Annotated in this window: 7 protein-coding genes and 8 pseudogenes; 14 read left to right on the top strand and 1 reads right to left on the bottom strand. The window is 40.8% G+C overall.

The annotated features are described in order from the left end of the window. Positions 1 to 67: 67 nt before the first annotated feature. Positions 68 to 1,231 (bottom strand): annotated as a pseudogene (locus TT11_RS03775) (homoserine kinase). A 238-nt stretch (positions 1,232 to 1,469) separates the two neighbouring features. Here TT11_RS03775 and TT11_RS03770 point away from each other — a divergent pair. The 14 genes and pseudogenes from TT11_RS03770 (at position 1,470) to TT11_RS03695 (ending at position 17,986) form a co-directional block, all read left to right on the top strand. Next, positions 1,470 to 2,225, top strand: coding sequence for a CatB-related O-acetyltransferase (locus TT11_RS03770; protein ID WP_261869133.1), 756 nt, complete (start codon positions 1,470 to 1,472; stop codon positions 2,223 to 2,225). Between the two features lie 188 nt (positions 2,226 to 2,413). Continuing rightward, a pseudogene (hisF, locus tag TT11_RS03765) lies at positions 2,414 to 3,198 on the top strand (imidazole glycerol phosphate synthase subunit HisF). Between the two features lie 186 nt (positions 3,199 to 3,384). Further along, the gene (gene ribE / locus TT11_RS03760) at positions 3,385 to 3,903 is read left to right on the top strand and encodes a 6,7-dimethyl-8-ribityllumazine synthase (RefSeq protein WP_057762077.1); all 519 of its coding nucleotides are present in this window, start codon (positions 3,385 to 3,387) and stop codon (positions 3,901 to 3,903) included. Between the two features lie 216 nt (positions 3,904 to 4,119). Continuing rightward, a complete protein-coding gene (gene nusB, locus TT11_RS03755) occupies positions 4,120 to 4,962 on the top strand; it encodes a transcription antitermination factor NusB (protein ID WP_227684760.1) in 843 nt (280 codons plus the stop codon). Positions 4,963 to 4,976: 14 nt separating this feature from the next. Beyond that, a pseudogene (gene thiL / locus TT11_RS16980) lies at positions 4,977 to 6,007 on the top strand (thiamine-phosphate kinase). Between the two features lie 3 nt (positions 6,008 to 6,010). Continuing rightward, positions 6,011 to 6,616: pseudogene (locus tag TT11_RS03740) on the top strand (phosphatidylglycerophosphatase A). Positions 6,617 to 6,785: 169 nt separating this feature from the next. Continuing rightward, positions 6,786 to 8,163 (top strand): annotated as a pseudogene (glmU, locus tag TT11_RS03735) (bifunctional UDP-N-acetylglucosamine diphosphorylase/glucosamine-1-phosphate N-acetyltransferase GlmU). Between the two features lie 182 nt (positions 8,164 to 8,345). Further along, positions 8,346 to 10,189, top strand: a pseudogene (gene glmS, locus TT11_RS03730) (glutamine--fructose-6-phosphate transaminase (isomerizing)). Positions 10,190 to 10,338: 149 nt separating this feature from the next. Then, on the top strand, positions 10,339 to 10,971 hold the full coding sequence (locus tag TT11_RS03725) for a TnsA endonuclease N-terminal domain-containing protein (RefSeq protein ID WP_261869131.1): 633 nt from the start codon (positions 10,339 to 10,341) through the stop codon (positions 10,969 to 10,971). A 167-nt stretch (positions 10,972 to 11,138) separates the two neighbouring features. Beyond that, positions 11,139 to 13,241, top strand: a pseudogene (locus TT11_RS16975) (Mu transposase C-terminal domain-containing protein). A gap of 7 nt (positions 13,242 to 13,248) precedes the next feature. Beyond that, positions 13,249 to 14,941 (top strand): annotated as a pseudogene (locus tag TT11_RS03710) (AAA family ATPase). A 1-nt stretch (position 14,942) separates the two neighbouring features. Further along, a complete protein-coding gene (locus TT11_RS03705; RefSeq protein ID WP_370587772.1) occupies positions 14,943 to 16,241 on the top strand; it encodes a TnsD family Tn7-like transposition protein in 1,299 nt (432 codons plus the stop codon). A gap of 591 nt (positions 16,242 to 16,832) precedes the next feature. Continuing rightward, positions 16,833 to 17,411: a hypothetical protein gene (locus tag TT11_RS03700; RefSeq protein WP_261869128.1), complete on the top strand. Its 579-nt coding sequence runs from the start codon at positions 16,833 to 16,835 to the stop codon at positions 17,409 to 17,411. Between the two features lie 266 nt (positions 17,412 to 17,677). Continuing rightward, the gene (locus TT11_RS03695; protein WP_370587771.1) at positions 17,678 to 17,986 is read left to right on the top strand and encodes a Tn7-like element transposition protein TnsE; all 309 of its coding nucleotides are present in this window, start codon (positions 17,678 to 17,680) and stop codon (positions 17,984 to 17,986) included. Positions 17,987 to 18,006: the final 20 nt, after the last annotated feature.

Below are 18,006 nucleotides of genomic sequence, written 5' to 3'. Positions count from 1 at the left end.
CGCCTCTAAGGTTTCGGTGCTAAAATTAGTACTAGCATTGGTACTAGAATAAATGAATAGGCAATGCTTAAGACAATTGATCTAGCGTATATTCTTTGATTGCAAACTCACTACTACTTAATGTTTCCTGCGCTTGCTCAGCTTGGGTGATACTGCTAAACACGCCGACTATTTGATTGTCTTGCTTAGTTAATAGTGCAAATACGGTATTTTGCGACTTTTCAACATGCGCCCAATGATAAGCGGCCAAGCGTTTCATTAAGTCAGGGTTTTTGACCATGATGTTATCACCCGTACGGCCTTCGGTACGGTTGTAGTGAATCACATTTAAGCGTAACAACCAGAAAATCACTGCTGCCTTTGCTAGCATAACAGGTAGTGCACGGTTTTCGTCGTTATTTAGCGGGCGGATCGACTCATAACCTTGTAAGAACGCCGCCATTTTACTGCGATCAAAGTTAACGGATTCGCCTTGCTCTGCAACGCCCCACGTGGTACAAAAATCATTGATAGTAATGGCAATGTCCATCACGTAATGCTCGACACTGACTTCGGTAAAGTCCAACAGGCCAGTCAGCCGCGCTTCGCCTTTTTGTAGATTCCATAAGGTATTGTCGGCAAACATATCTAGATGACATAGGCCTTTTGGCAAGGTTGCCAGTGGTAATTCTGAATAAGAGCGCCAGATATCGCTCATTAGCTTAGCTTCATCACCTGGCATGAACTGCATTTCACGGTCGCGCACATCTGCCCATGGGTACAAAGGCACACCGTACTGCTCACTTGGCTGCAGTGCTTGTAGCGTTTCATGCAGCATGGCTAATGCCGCGCCAATGTCATGACACATTGCTTGCGTGGTTTGATCCGGATGTGAGCCTGCTAAGCATGGTACTAGCGTAATCGCTTTGTCTTCATAATGGATAACATAGCGCTTATCATCACCATCCATTTGTGAACTATTTGATTCAATAACGGTTAGCGGCGCGGCGACTGGTAGCTTGCCATTTAGCTGATTGAGGATAACGGCCATTTTTTTCGATATCAGCAGGCGGACGCTCTTCAAATAAAGTGAACACGTAAGAGTATGTGCCATCTACATCTCAGTCGTTTGAATAAACCAGTTTGAGTTTTTAATACCTTGAGTGATCGGTATCGCGCGGGCAAACGACACGCTAAAGCTTTGGCAAAAGGCGGCAAACTGATCATCGGTTAACTGGGTATAGACAGACATAAGCTTCTCTTTAATAGGTTCATTCAAATTAGCAGTTTATTTTATCGCTCCATTATACCGAAAATAGACCGACTGACATCTACCAAATTTCAGCTATCATAGTTTTACTTCTTATCATCGATTGTTCTTAAGATTTTAATAAGTCCATTATGAATACTCACTGTTTGAATGTTCAGCGTTTCCTAATCATGCTAATTTAGTCAGCACTTAATTTAGAGTCACTACGGTAAAAAAACATATGAAGAACTGGTATCGTAAAAACATTAAGCAGAAAACTGTTATTAAGCAATTGAATAAATTAAATGTCTTGCATACGCAACCACATCGCATAGGTGGCTTGCTTGAGGTAGATGAGTCAACTTGTCTACAAGACTTAAAAACCATAAACCACTGTAAAATTGGATTTATGACGTATTTTGGAGGTGGCTGCGAGATACGTAACGCTAAAATAGGTCGTTATTGCTCTATTGGAAAAAACGTCATAATCGGCCTATATAATCACCCAATAGATTTTTTGACCACTCATCCTATTAGCTTTCAGGGAGGGATTAAACTAGTAGATGACAAATACAATAAAAAGCTTACTAGAAAATCCACCTTTAAAACTACAAACATTCCTGTGACCATTGGAAATGACGTTTGGATTGGTCATCAAGTCATTATTAAATCAGGCATCACAATCCATACAGGTGCTATCGTGGGTGCTGGAGCTGTTGTTACTAAAGACGTTCCGCCTTATGCCATTGTCGCCGGCAACCCTGCAAAAATAATCAAATATCGCTTCAAGCCTGAAGTTATCGATACACTTCTCAGTTCAGAATGGTGGGCTTATGATCTATCACGCATTGATAATGCTATACGTTATGACAATGTAGAAGAAATTCTACGGATATTTCACAGCTCCAATCGTTCTCAATCTCTCGAAAAACTAAGAGTTAAGACTTACAAACTAACTTTTAACAAACCTAAATACTTATTAGAAGTATCTCGCTAGAATACTCACTAATGATATCCCTTCTATCTTTCGTAAACGATAAAAAAAGCTCAGCCCACTTATAAAACAATGATAATTAGTTGATTATCACGATATAGAGTTTTAATTTTGTTAGAATGTAGGAGCGATGTTTTAGTAATCTTTTTGGTAGCTCTTCGTACATAAATTTAATCAATAAGTGAGGCGGCATGTTAGCAAAGCGTATCATCCCTTGTTTGGACGTGGATAATGGTCGAGTGGTAAAAGGCGTACAGTTTGTCGATATCAAAGACGCTGGCGACCCTGTCGAAGTAGCGCAGCGCTACAACGAACAAGGTGCCGATGAGATTACTTTTTTTGGACATTACAGCGACTAGTGATGAGCGTGACACCACTTATCATACCGTTGAACGTATGGCAGAGACCGTGTTTGTCCCATTAACAGTGGGTGGCGGTGTACGTAAAACAGCAGATATTCGTAACCTGCTGAACGCTGGCGCAGATAAAGTAGCGATCAACTCAGCGGCGGTCTTTACGCCTGAGTTTGTCGGTGAAGCGGCGCAAAAGTTTGGCAACCAATGTATCGTCGTTGCGATCGATGCCAAGCGTGTCGCTGATATTGAGATTGATGGCATTGTCATACCGCGCTGGGAGATTTTCACTCACGGTGGCCGTAAGCCAACAGGTATCGATGCCGTTGCTTGGGCGAGCAAAATGGCAGAGCTGGGCGCTGGTGAATTACTGGTCACCTCGATGGACGGTGACGGTACCAAAAAAAGGCTACGACTTGGCGCTCATGCAGCAAATTACGAGCCGCGTTAATGTACCCGTTATCGCTTCAGGCGGCGTCGGTAACCTGCAACATTTAGCAGAAGGCGTACTAGAAGGCGGCGTAGATGCCGTACTTGCCGCCAGTATTTTTCACTTCGGTGAGTACACGGTATTGGAGGCCAAAGAGTACATGGCAGCGCAAGGAATACAGATGCGTCTTTAGCACGCTCGTAATATACAAATAAAACCCAAAAAAATGCTATCATAGCGCTAACCATTTATTTTCGTTCAATTAACTAGGGCAGCGCCAAAATAATAGGCGACCGAGTCGATTGAACGCATCAGACTATTTAGCTATTTATTGACGCCTATATTTCAATTGAACGCTTATTAAGCAAAGGATTTTTTTATGTCGAATTTACAACAGCAGCGCAACGACGTGACTCATATCGATGGTAACCTACATCAAAACGCTGATGCTCGCATTGGTATCGTTGTTGGTCGTTTTAACGGTTTTGTCGTTGAGTCATTGGTTGATGGTGCAATCGATGCCCTACTTCGTCATGGCGTACTGGGCAGCAACATTACTGTTATTCGTGTACCTGGCGCATTTGAGCTACCACTTGTGGCCCAACGTGCTGCTGAATCAGATCGTTTTGACGCGATTGTGGCACTGGGTGCAATCATCCGTGGCAGCACTCCACACTTTGATATTGTAGCTAGCGAGTCGGCCAAAGGTTTGAGCGCTGTGGCAATGGATTATAATATCCCTGTTGCTAACGGTATCATCACTACTGATAGCATCGAGCAAGCCATTGAGCGCTCTGGTACTAAAGCGGGCAACAAAGGCTCTGAAGCGGCGATGGTTGTACTAGAAATGATCGCTGTTTTGTCACAACTTGATATTGATGATATCGATGAAGCGTAAGCTTTAAAGCTCAAATTTATTAGTTTAACTGGTGCTGCTATCTAGTAATAACAGCACCTTATAGCACTAGCCAGCTATCGAAACAATTGGCTACTTTTTGAATTTTCGCCGTATTTCTATACCCTTTAAAATTTTGAATAAGCATAGCTAAAAAGCTACTTTGTTAATTTATATTTTGACTGGGTATCATCTCAAAAATTTAGGTACAGACCCCCTATGACTGACCAACTCAAGCGCGCTATTAGCGCTGCGAAAACCGCACAAGCCAACGATGGACAAGCTGAAGCTACCCGTATAGCGAGCAGTAGTGCGGGTGATCAAACATTCGATATGAGTGAGTCTTCTTACAAGACCAGTCACACTGCTATCCGTAAGGCACGTCGCTTTGCGATGCAAGGCCTATACGAATGGCTCGTCACTGATCGCCGCTTTGATGTAGATGGTAAGCTTGGTTGGAAAGCCAATGCTCCGCATGATATTGCTGCTCGCACGCGTGCAACCAATGCCATGCATACCGTCCATATCGGTTATTATCATGAAATGATGCGCGACATCCCAGAGCAGATTGAAGCACTCGATGCGCTTATCAGTCAGCATCTCGATCGTGAGGTTGATAAGCTAGATACGGTTGAGCACGCTATCTTATTGATTGGCGCGTATGAGCTGCAGAACCGTGTAGAGATTCCTTATAAAGTCGTGCTTGATGAAGCGATGAAGCTAAATAATCACTTTGGGGCGACTGATGCTCACAAATTGATTAATGCGGTACTGGATAAAATGGCTGGTGAGCTGCGCGCTTTAGAGGTGCAAGCAGATACCAATGCCAATCTACGTACGTCACAAAAAGCGGCGGCTAAACAGTCTGAAGCAAATCCAGCCGATAATATCGAAACTGCTGCTGAAACTGAAAGCGCTATCGTCGATGAGCCGACTGCATCAAATAAGCCGCGTATCAGTGCTAACAAAGCTAACGTTAAACGCAGTAGTGCCAGTAAAGCCAGTGCAAATATCAGTGACTTTAAGGCGAGCAAGAAAAACGCTAACGATACTAAAGATTAAGACTAAGACTAGCCATGAACGAGTTTGAGCTGATTGAGCGTATATTCTCACAGATGCAGGCCACGCATGCACCATCAACTGGTATCGAAAAAGGTATCGGTGACGACGCGGCTGTGATGGCATTGCCAGCAGGCTCACGCTTGGTTAGCTGTATTGATACACTGGTTCAAGGTCGTCACTTTCATGCTGACTGGCAAAAAGTTGATGAACTAGCATTTGCCATTGGCTATAAAGCCGTGGCCGTTAATGTCTCAGACATTGCAGCGATGGGTGCGACGCCGCATAGTATTTTGCTAGCGTTGGCATTGCCTGAGCGTCTAGCAAATCACGAATGGCTCACGACATTTGCCAAAGGATTGTTTCATGCCTGCCAGCTGTTTGGCGTGACGCTGATTGGCGGTGATACTACCCGTAGCGAACGCCTAGTGCTGAGTGTCAGTGCGCAAGGATTGCTTGCCGCAGGTACACCAGCTGTTTATCGCTCGGGTGCACGGGTCGGTGATAAGGTTTATGTATCAGGCAGCCTTGGTGATGCCGCTTTCGCTTTACAGCATCCTGACAGCGCACAAGGTATCGAGTTAGCTCATCGTCTACATATGCAACGCCGCGTATTGCACTAGGTGCAGCATTGGCAAAGATGGGTGCAACAGCGATGATAGATATCTCCGACGGTCTTTATCAAGATCTTGGTCATATCTGTCAGCAAAGCTCTGTCGGCATGCGCATCCATTTAGATAAGCTACCGAGTAGCGAGTCATTATCTACTGTCGATTTGTCTGATCGCTTGTTAGGTCAGCTAGCGGGCGGCGATGATTATGAATTGGCATTTACTTTGCCTGCGCATATCAAACCGCCTGTAGGTAACACACCTGTCACCTGTATCGGCGAGGTAATTGCACTATCAGATCCTATAGCGATAGATACCAAGTCTCCTGATAACTCACGTCTTGAACTGTTTTATCAAAATCAGCCAGTGACGCCAACTCAGCCCGCACCGTTTTTAACGTGGCCCAATCTTACTGGTTACCAACACTTTACAGGCTAATCCATGACTGATCACGACTTATCTAAGCCTGACATCCGTAAAGCAAATGACTGCCCACCGCTACCGGTCGGTGCCAGTATGCTTGACCGTGCAGTCTATTGGTTTGGGCTAGGTTTAGGTAGTGGTTTACCACGCCGTGCACCTGGTACTTGGGGTACCGTTGGTGGGCTGATTGTGGGCGTGCCCTCATGAGTCTAGGTTTTATTCCTTTTTTACTGCTGACTATTTTATCTTGTTTGGTTGGTATCTGGATCTGTGGGCGTACTTCTGAATTAATGCAGGTGCACGATGATCCACATATTGTGTGGGATGAATGGGCAGGCATGTGGATTACCTTATTACCGTTATCTTACATTTTGTCTTATTTATTTCCTAAGCCTGAAAACACATTGTCGTTAATGATGATGCCTCTGTTTTGGGGCTGGCTACCGACCGCCTTTATCCTATTTCGCGTATTTGATATCTTAAAGCCGCCACCGATTGGCTGGGCAGACAAAAAAAGTTGCTGGCGGTCTTGGGGTAATGTTAGATGATATTATTGCAGGCATCATGGCAGCGGTCATTTGGTTGGTTATTTACATCATTGTGATGATGTTCATGTCTTTTTGATATTAGCGCACAGAAATATTTACTACAGTTTTAGCTGTCTTATATATTTGATTTTACTTACTTAAATTATTGGTATTCAAATTACAAAGCCTGCACATCACAGCATTTTTATAAATGAACATTTGCGCTATAATCCAATATTATATTTTGTTACATTTGCGAGCCTATTATGACATCTCCTCTTTCTGTAATTATTTTAGCTGCCGGTAAAGGCACACGTATGCAATCGGCAAAGCCAAAGGTATTGCAGACATTGGCTGGGAAGTCTTTATTAGGTCATGTGCTAGATACTTGTCATCAGTTAACTGTTGATGAAACCATCATTGTTCATGGCTTTGGTGGTGATCAAGTAAAGTCAGAAATTACCAATCAATATACACAAGCACCGATTACTTGGGTTGCTCAAACTGAGCAATTGGGAACTGGCCATGCGGTCAAGGTGACACTGTCTGATTTACCCAAATCAGGACAAAGTCTCATTCTTTACGGTGATGTACCATTGGTAAGCTGTGAGACGCTAACGGCATTAAAAACTGCCAATACTGATGGTATGTCGATGCTGACGTTGACTGTCGATAATCCATTTGGATTGGGTCGTATTAAACGCGACCAAGCCGGTAATATTGAAGCTATCGTTGAACAAAAAGATGCCGATGCTGAAGAGCAAAGTATTAGAGAAATTAATAGCGGTATTTACTGTGTCGACAATGCGCTACTGCACAAATATTTGCCTGAGCTCTCTAACGACAATGCACAGCAAGAATATTATCTGACGGATATCGTCAAAATGGCAGTTGCCGATGGTATTACTATCGCGGCGATTGAGCCTGAGCATACGTTTGAGATTGAAGGGGTTAATAACCGCCAACAACTTGCTAGTCTAGAGCGCACTTGGCAGCGTAAGTTAGTTGCTGACTTACAAGAAGCTGGCGTACAGTTTGCCGACCCTACTCGTGTCGATATTCGTGGTACGTTAACCGCTGGTCAAGATGTGTTTATTGACGTTAATGTGGTATTTGAAGGTGACTGTACCTTAGGTGACAACGTCTATATCGAAGCGGGCTGTGTTATCAAAAATGCCAAGATTGGTAATGCTTGCTATATCAAACCATATTGCGTGATCGATCGCGCTGATATCGGTGCTGGTGTTGATATCGGGCCTTTTGCGCACTTGCGTCCTGATACCGTACTATCTGATAACAGCAAAGTTGGTAATTTTGTCGAAATTAAAAAAATCGACTATTGGTCAAGGCAGTAAAGTAAATCACTTAAGCTATGTCGGTGATGCAACTGTCGGTACAGGCGTTAATATTGGTGCTGGTGTCATTACCTGTAATTATGACGGTGCCAATAAATCGCAAACCATCATTGAAGACAACGCCTTTATCGGCTCCAATGCTAGCTTAGTCGCACCAGTGACGATTGGCGATACAGCTACCGTTGCCGCTGGTTCTGTGATTACCAAAGACGTTAATAGTAGTGCGTTGGCATTTGGTCGTGCGCGTCAAGTACAAAAAAACGACTTTCAAAGACCAACTAAAAAATAATTGCTCATTGGTGGTTTAGCCAACCTCAGTCATTGTTGAACAAACCTAAGCAGTACGGCAACCTTTGTGGTGCTGCTTCATTATATTTATCTGTTGATGACTCATCATTAATGACCAACCAAATTATTTGATCTTGCACCATTATATATTGAACTACTAAAACTTGAATCTAAGGAATAGCCATGTGTGGAATTGTAGGCGCCGTTGCTGAGCGAAATATCGCTAATATCTTACTTGAAGGTCTAAAGCGTTTAGAGTATCGCGGCTATGACTCAGCTGGCCTGACGGTTATTCGTGATGGTGAACTACACCGTGAGCGCCAAGTGGGTAAAGTACAGGCACTGGTTAATGCCGTTGCTATCAACCCAGAGTTTTTTGATGGTCATATCGGTATTGCTCATACACGCTGGGCAACCCATGGCGAGCCAGCACAGCGTAATGCGCATCCACACGTGTCAGGCAAAATTGCGGTCGTTCATAACGGTATCGTCGAAAACTACGCTGAGCTGAAAGAAGAGCTAATAGCCAAGGGCTATGTGTTTACTTCACAGACAGATACTGAAGTTGTGGCGCATCTAATCCATGATATCTACAAAAAAACGCCTGACTTGTTAGAAGCAGTACGCACCATCATTCCGTTACTGCATGGTGCTTTTGCATTGGGTATCGTACACGTAGACTGCCTGATGAGCTCATTACTGTACGTCTAGGTTCACCTTTGGTTATTGGTGTCGGTATCGGTGAGAACTTTATCGCATCAGATCAGTTGGCTTTGCTGCCAGTGACTAACCGCTTTATGTACTTAGAAGAAGGTGATATCGCCAAATTAACTCGTAATAGCATTCAAGTTTATGCAGATGGTGTTGAAGTCCAACGTCAGATACATGAAATTGATGCCACCCAGCATAATGCCGATAAAGGCGAGTTCAAACATTATATGCTCAAAGAAATTTACGAGCAGCCAGATGCCGTCGCTCGTACGATAGAGATGGCTTTGGACAATGGTGAAACGACTAAACTACGCAACGATTTTTTACAGCGTCATGAGACACTGTTGTCAGGTATTCGTCATGTACAAGTGATTGCTTGTGGTACCAGTTATCATGCCGGTATGGTCGCAAAATACTGGTTTGAGAGCCTTATCCGTATACCTTGCTCGGTCGAGGTTGCCAGCGAATTCCGCTATCGCAATCCTGTCGTCGTCGATAATACTTTGGTCATCTGTATTTCTCAATCTGGTGAAACGGCTGACACCTTATCAGCGTTACGTGATATCCAGAAGCAAAGACCAGCAGGCTTAGTCAGCTTGGCATTATGTAATGTACCGACCTCATCGCTGGTACGCGAAACAGATATTTTCTTGCCGACGTTAGCAGGACCTGAGATTGGCGTCGCCTCTACCAAAGCATTTACCACTCAGCTTGTGGCATTGATATTGTTGATATTAAAAGTTGGTGTCACGCAGAAATGCATGACTGACGAACACTTAAATACGTTATTAAGTGAGTTACATCAATTGCCAGGACAACTCTACGCCAGCTTAAACCTTGATGCTCCTATCAAGACCATGAGTGAAAGCTTTGAAGATAAGAAAAGCTGTCTATTTTTAGGTCGAGGGCTACAGTTCCCGATTGCGCTAGAAGGCGCGTTAAAGCTAAAAGAAATTTCTTACATTCATGCAGAAGGTTATGCAGCAGGTGAACTCAAGCACGGTCCGTTAGCATTGGTCGATAAAGACATGCCCATCGTCGTACTAGCGCCTAAAGACAGTATGTTTGATAAATTAAAAGCCAACATGCAAGAAGTGCATGCGCGTCATGGTGAGCTATTTGTATTTGCTAGCGAAGCCAGTCAAATGGTCGCGGAAGATAGATTGCACTTAGTGTATGTACCCGATGTTTGCGAGACGCTTGCCCCTATCGTCTACAGCGTGCCTGTGCAGCTGTTGTCATACCATGTAGCAGTAATGCGTGGCACAGACGTCGATCAACCGCGCAATTTGGCAAAATCAGTCACGGTAGAATAAGGAAAGTTACTCTACGCTAATCTGATGTACGCGAGTAATAAAGTATCATACTAAGTAATAAAGATTCATACTGAGTAATAAAGTATCATACTGTTGACTCCGCTATTACCCCCTGCTAAAGTTTATATAACTTTAGCAGGGGTTTTTTTATGCTTTCAAAAAAACAAGAGAAGTGGCTTAAAGAAGGTAGAGGTCAGGGGGAGTTTGCCGATTACAAACCTTGGATAAAAATATCTGATATATCGTCGTCAGGTCGCTCCCATAGGGTTTTCGGTCACAAAACAAGACGTACTCATCATTTAATGTCTGATTTAGAGCTAGCAACATTTCTATTTCTTGAATGGAGTACTGAAGTTATAGATATCCGCGAGCAATTTCCTCTTAAATTTGTTGATACTCTTAAGATTGCAGAGGATATGCAAGTAAAGCATCCTGCTATTAGAGGCAAGACTCATGTTATGACATCAGACTTTTATGTTGTGAGCTCTAATAAAAAGCTTAGTCAATTCGTTTTGCAGGCAAAATATTCAAAAGATCTAATGATGCCCAGAACTCTAGAGAAACTAGAGATAGAGCGTCGATACTGGCACTCTAAATATATTTCGTGGCAGATAATCACTGAAAAAGACATACCTATAGCCGTTCAAAATAACATTAAATGGCTATATCCAGAAACTACTCCAAATAGGTCAATTGATACTCAAGACAGTCTAAATTTTTACGCTAAGGAATTTACCAAATATCCTGAAAAAAAGCATTATCGCTGTGTGCAAAGATATTGATACTGCATATTTCAGTGAGGTAGGCAGTTCGCTTAATGAGTTGAGAACACTACTAGGGCTGAGGTTCTTCACATTCGACCTTCGCATAGACTTCAGAAAGCTAAAGTGTAGCGATATTCAAATAAGTAATCGTCATTATTGGGACTTGATGACTGAGGAGCTTGGATATGTTGCGAATCAATGATGTTTATAGTAATCAAGGTTCAACGTATAGAATATTAAGCCTTTTATCAGAGCAAGTTGTTTGGATTGAGATTGATCGCACATCTGCATTGCCTGAACTTGTACTGATTGAGGATCTAGTAAATCTGATTGAAGAGGGTGTGTGCTATATCACTGACGACCCTCATCAGAGTTTACTTTTACAAACTCCAAAAGATGGCAGTAAAGCTCAGTTAAAACGAGATGAGAATTATGAGCTTATTAAGCCTATTGTAAGCCATCCTTTATATTACCTTCCAGAGGAACGTGCAAAGTTCATTAATGAGATTATTGACTCTAAAAGAAGTACAAAGCAAACGCTATATCGGTTACTTCGTAGATATTGGCAAAAAGGCCAAGTACCTAATGCTCTACTTCCGAACTATAAGAACTCTGGAGCGAAAGGAAAAAAGCGTATTGCTAAAGATAAAGAGCTAGGTAGGCCTAGGCTTTATAAGAAAGGGGTTACTGCCGTTATTAATGAAGATGTAGAAAGGCTATTCTCAATTACTATAAATAAGTACTTATTAAACGATAGCAAACATACAGTCGTCTATGCTTATCGAAAGTTTAAAACAATGTATCGCTCTTTAAATCCAGATGTTAAAGAAGAAGACTTTCCTAGTATCTGGCAGTTTAAATACTTTTATGACAAGAACTTTACTTCAGTTCAAAAACTTAAAGCCAGATATAATAAAATCAGTTATAACAAAGATGTGAGACAGTTAAGTTCGACTGTTAACACTCAAGTTCTTGGTCCTGGTTCACGGTATGAGATCGACGCTACTATTGCAGATATTTATCTAGTATCTGATTCAGATAGACAGAGTATTGTAGGTCGTCCAGTTATTTACTTCGTTACAGATGTGTTTAGCCGCATGGTAGCAGGTTTTTATATTGGATTTGAAAACCCTTCCTATGCCACGAGTGTTCAAGCCTTAGAGATGGCAGTAGCAGATAAACAAAGTTACTGTAAAAATTACGGTATTAATATCACAGCTGATGATTGGCCATGCATAGGCTTGCCAGATGCAATTCTCGCAGATCGTGGAGAGTTACTAGGTCATCAAATTGAGACCTTGGAAAAAAAGCTTTTCAGTTCGAATAGAGAATACCCCTCCTTATCGTGGCGACTTAAAACCTATTGTGGAGCGTTACTTTAAAACCATGCAGGCAAAGTTCAAACCATTTGCACCAGGAGTAGTCACAGGGGTTAAAGAGAAGAAAAAAAGGTGGCAAAGACTATCGACTAGATGCTGCTTTGACAATTTCAGATTTTAAAAAAATTATTATTAATTCAATTTTGATGCATAACAATGCTCATCAATTAAGTCACTATGATAGAGATAGTGATATGCCGTCTGACTTACCTTTAGTTCCTATTGAACTGTGGAACTGGGGGCTACAACATCGAACAGGTAGGCTTCGCACTGTCTCAGCGGATGCTTTATACATAGCGCTATTACCTCGAAAAAAAGCCACCATTTCAGATTTAGGTATCAAGCTTTTTGGTAATTACTATATTTGTGCTGAAATAAGAGAAAAAGGCTGGCTTCATCGGAAAAACACAATCAATAGACCTAAGTCGATTAAAGTTGCTTACGATCCTCTAGATGCGAATACAATTTTTATCTTTTATGAACAAGATAGCCTTAATTATTGGAAAGCCCATTTATCTGATAGATCAAGAGAGTTTAAGGGCTGTAGTTTTTGGGAAGTGTGGCAAATACAAGAAGAGCAGAAAAAAACAGCTGCTAATCAGGAGCTTAAAAGTAGTTTCGCATTAGAAACCCTTGAACGAGAAAATGAAAAAATCATAAAAGAAGCTATTAAGGCTAAACCAACAGCATTTAAAAGCAAGTCAGCTCAGTTAGCTAATATTAATGATAACAAAAGGTTAGCTAAAGATGAGGAGAGACAGGACAGGCAGAGAAGTAAGTTTAAAAAAAGGTGAGTTAATTCAACTACCTACAACCAAAAAAAGCATGGAAAATCAAACTGAACTTGATGATGAAGAGCTAGCGCTTAAGTTCCCAGTTTATCATGATATTTTATCTGAAGATGACTGATTACAGAATGTTGGAGACAGTAATGATTAATGCAGTTTATAAAGAAAGCTTTGGTTCTTACAAAGGGAATCCCTTCATTGAGGCACTGCCTGGCATTTTAGAGCCAGAGCAAGTGGTCAAAAAACTCAAAGGTAGTATAAAGCTCAATCATTCTGACTGTCAGGCTTCCTCTTCTATTCGAGCACATTTGATATCTCAAATGATGGGTCTGTTTTTTCAGCCTATCAACCGTCATATTGATCTTGAGAAGAAGTTATCAATAATGATTCGTGAAGGGTATGTTGGACGTAATCCTAAAGACGGCTCTTTAAATACTCATCTTCAAAATGGCTATGAGCGTTTAATGTCTGGTAAGAACGATATGGTTAGGTTTCCTACTGTAACCTCTACAGCTCGTAGCTTAGCATTTATAGGTTGCTCAGGTAGTGGCAAAACGACCACTCTTAATAAAATTCTATCAACTTATCCTCAAGTTATTTATCATTCAGAATTAAACTTCACCCAAATTGTTTACTTAAGAGTAGATTGTCCACACGATGGCTCACTTAAAAGCCTATGCCTTCACTTTTTTTTAGAGCAATTGACCAAGCTTTAGATTCTAATTATGAAAAAAAGTATGCGCTAAAACGACACAGTATTGAAACTTTATTGAATTTGATGCGTCAGATATCTAATCATCATGCTATCGGACTGTTAGTAATAGACGAAATACAACATCTCAGTGTTAATAAGTCTGGCGGTGCTGAGAAAATGTTGAATTTTTTTTGTGACGCTAGTAAATACGGTAGGTCTTCCTGTCGTTATGGTTGGAACACCAAAAGCTAGATTTATATTTGAAGGAGACCTCAGATCAGCTCGACGTGGAGCAGGTTTTGGCTCGGTTTTTTGGGAGCAGATGGCACAAGAACCAAATATAGTTTTAGCAGATGGCAAAATATATAAATCTGAATGGAACAGGTTTACGGATAATTTGTGGAAGTATCAATGGTTGAAAAAAAGCAGATATTATCTTATCTGATGATGTAAGAAGTCGTTGGTATGATCTGTCACAAGGTATTTTAGATATCGTAGTTAAGCTTTTTGTACTAGCTCAACTCAGAGCCATAGATTCAGGGATAGAGCGTATTACGGTTAAACTACTGCAGACCACTTATGATGAAGATCTAAGACCTATACATCCTATGATAGAAGCCTTGCAATCTGGTAGAGCAGATAAAATTGCCGAGTTTTCAGATCTAGTAGTACCCGACATTGATAAAAAGCTATTGCAGCTTCAAAGTAAGCTACATCAAAAGAAGTCTGAGTTCGATGAGGTATCAGAATATCAGGGGTGCGAACTAAGCATTAGATTACATCGTATGTTAGTCGATATGGGGAAAGACTCCCCTGTACTAGTTCCTACAGTTAAAAAGGCAGTTTCTGAGCTACCTGAAGCCTCTATGCCCGAGTTGATGTCTATTATTTTAGAATGGTCGAAAGAGGTTAAAGTTGGAAACAGCAATTTAAAAGATGACTCTCAAACGATTAATCGTACAAAGAAATCGAATTATATCAAACCAAAGGATTGGCATACGCTTGATTCTGAAGATTTACGTTATCAGTTCACTCAAAAGGAAAAAGCTAATTCATTTTATGAGCACTTAAAAGATTCTACATCGCTAATATTTGATATTAACGACTGGCTACCTAAGGTGAGTTAGTATGATTAATCTTCCTATGCCATACCCTCAAGAATTGATCTATAGCACAGTTGCTAGGTATAAGATTAGAGCTGGATTGATTAGTCCAAAGCAGTTATTAGATGATGTTTTTGAAGATAGAGGAGTAGTTGCAACTGTTGATTTGCCATGCCATTTATCTAAAATAGCGAATCACTATCCTCATAACCGTTTTAATCTGAATTATATTGCATACCAGCATACGCTTTTTCCTTTGTATGCTCCTTTTATCCCTGAGTCTAGGCGACAAGAATGTTTGAGATGGATGGCTAATCATTCGCAAGGCGCTATTCACTTAGCAATAGGGAGTAATGCATCAAGACTGCCCTCAGTAAAATATATCCGTTACTGCCCACAATGCTTTAATGAGCAGTTTAAAGATTATGGTGAATGGTATTGGTCACGTATGTGGCAAATTCCAGGCATAACTTGTTGTAGCAAGCATGGATCATTAGCGAATTCTTCAGTTGAATATCGCCCTAACTCTCGTCATGACTTTATTGCCCCTACTCCACATAACTGTAATATAAATCCACAAGGAAGTGTCAATGAAGATGATAGATTCCTCATTTCTAAAATATCTGAGCTTTTATCCTTAGCTGAACAATCTTCTCCGACTTTTGAGCAGTGGACTACCTTTTATCACAGTTTAGCTCGGTCTAGTAACTGTATAAGAGGGTCTAAACATATTGACCACCTTTGTATACTAGAGAAGGTAAAAAATAGATGGTCATTAGAGTTATTGGAAACGAACAACCTTCATAGACTTGAGAGTGAAACAGGTTGGCTTCGCGGTATTTTTCGTAAACATCGAAAATCCTTCAGTTATCTTGAACATATTATTGCTATTGAGTCTTTATTAGAACAAGACTGGTCTTTTGAAGAAATAATGGTGCAGGTGAAAAGCCAGACAACTACATTGCCAAGCAAAATTACACAAGCGAAAAGTAACGTAAAGCCTGACAGTGAACTGATAGAAGCTAATCGAAATATCTGGATGGGACTGATTAAAGAAAACCAGTCTATCAAAGGTGCTAGAAAAATCAATCAAGCTCTTTATGCATGGCTATATCGTAACGATAAGACATGGTTTATGAATACAAACAAAAACTGCCATCAACGTCACGTACCTAAAGGACTTACTGTAAATTGGCAAAGGCGAGATAGCGAGTTTGTGAGGTCTTTGATCAAAATAAACGATCATACGTGTTTCGACTTAACATTACCTCGTAAATCAAAAAAAGTGGTGGATGAATCAAACTTACTCAGCCTCAATGATTGAGAAGAATCAAGACAAGCTACCTTTAGTCTCAGCATTTTTGGACAGATATAGCGAAGACGTTAGTAACTATCAAATAAGACGGTTAAGCCAGGTATTAATTGATAGTATTTTGAATAATCATATTCTACAGCGCTGGGAAATATTACGACTGGCTAAATTGAGTGATGAGCGCATTACTCCTGAATCTAGTAGGTTTCTAGAGCATGCATACAGTATTACAAATATGCGAATAAACAAGGTGAGTATATGATCGCTAAAGGTTTTCCTGAAGACTCGAAAATAATGTACGTTGCTAATATTTTCAAGTTTAAACACTTGAAGACATGGAACCTTGAGCTGTGCGCGACAAGCGCTGGACAAGATCAGATATTACATACTAGGCTATCAAATCTACCAGTCTTGCAAAAAGAAGAGTTATAAACCCATCAGATGGGCAGTCTCGTAAAGGTGGCTATCCATTTAATTTAAGTGATATCTCTACTTTTAATTGGCAGGTAGGTACTGATTCAGAAGGCGGTGGTAATACCTTTGTGTTTGACTATATCAGATCAAATGATTCAATGGTAACGGTTCATATTCCTCAGATTGAGTTTGCACGAATTTTATTTTTTTCATAATGCTTACCTTGCTCGAAACTGTATTGACCAGGGGTTACTTAGTAGAGAGTTTTGGATTCAGGATATACAGGATGATTCGGTATTAGTAAATGTTTTGCCTATAAGCTCCTTACCTATAAAGTCTTTTGAAAATGAAGGACAGAGACGCTTACTGGCTTGGATATTAATAGATAAGAACGCGCGTTTTTCCTATGAAAGTATCGCGGAAAATTTCATTGAAGAAGTTCAGGAAACTGAAGATAAGAAAACATGGCACTTTAGATTTAGTCCGCCACGACTTGACAACATCTCGCTAGAGACCAGAGGTTGGATGGATAAAAACACTGGTAATTACTATGTCCATGAGATTTTAGGCATTAGCAACATTTCTTCTGCTTTGCCTAAAACAGTACGGTTTTATAGCGAGAAATTCAAAACAGGTATAAAAGGTAGCGCCACAGGTAGTGGAGCTAAGTCAGTTATTTCAGCAAATAGCAACACTATTGACGATCAGCAAGATGCAGATATTGATACTAAATTAAAAAAAGTTAGATATTCCAACCACATCTTTTAGCTTCGCAAATGCAATAGAAACTCGAAAGGTCGTTAAAAAAAGAGTCCCAAGTTCAAATGGGCTAGAATCCAAAGAGTATGAAGATCTCGTAGAGCTTGATCTTAGTGCAGACGAAGCTACGATTGATGGTACTGCGTGCCAAGCTGACTTCACAGGGCTTGATGATGAAAGTGAAGTATTAGAGCTTTATATGCAGCGATTTGAAGCATTTAAGCTACTAATTAAAAAAACTATCAGAGCAACATGGTATTGAATACCATGAAGAATTGCACTTTTTGCCAGCTATTGGTCGATCGAGATTACATAGAACCATAGACGGTAATAAACGATCTTTACTTGAAGTAAGAATCGAAACCGACATATCTCAGTTCGTCGTTTTAGAAGTAGATACCACTGATAACTCTAAGCCAATATCGACCTTAATAGTAAAAATCAATAATATAGATTATTGGAATGATCATATTGATGAGCTATTGAGCATAGTTGTTAAGAGTTCACTGCGTTGGCCTAAGGCCAGTTATTTGAAAAAAATTTGGCGATGTCCATACCATGAATCATCCTCAAGATATGCTTGAGCTTACCGAAAATAGTGACA

This window comes from Psychrobacter sp. JCM 18901 (assembly GCF_000586435.1).
Classification (GTDB): domain Bacteria; phylum Pseudomonadota; class Gammaproteobacteria; order Pseudomonadales; family Moraxellaceae; genus Psychrobacter.
The sequence above is the reverse complement of the archived record's forward strand: the minus strand, read 5'-3'. Positions and strand labels throughout refer to the sequence as shown.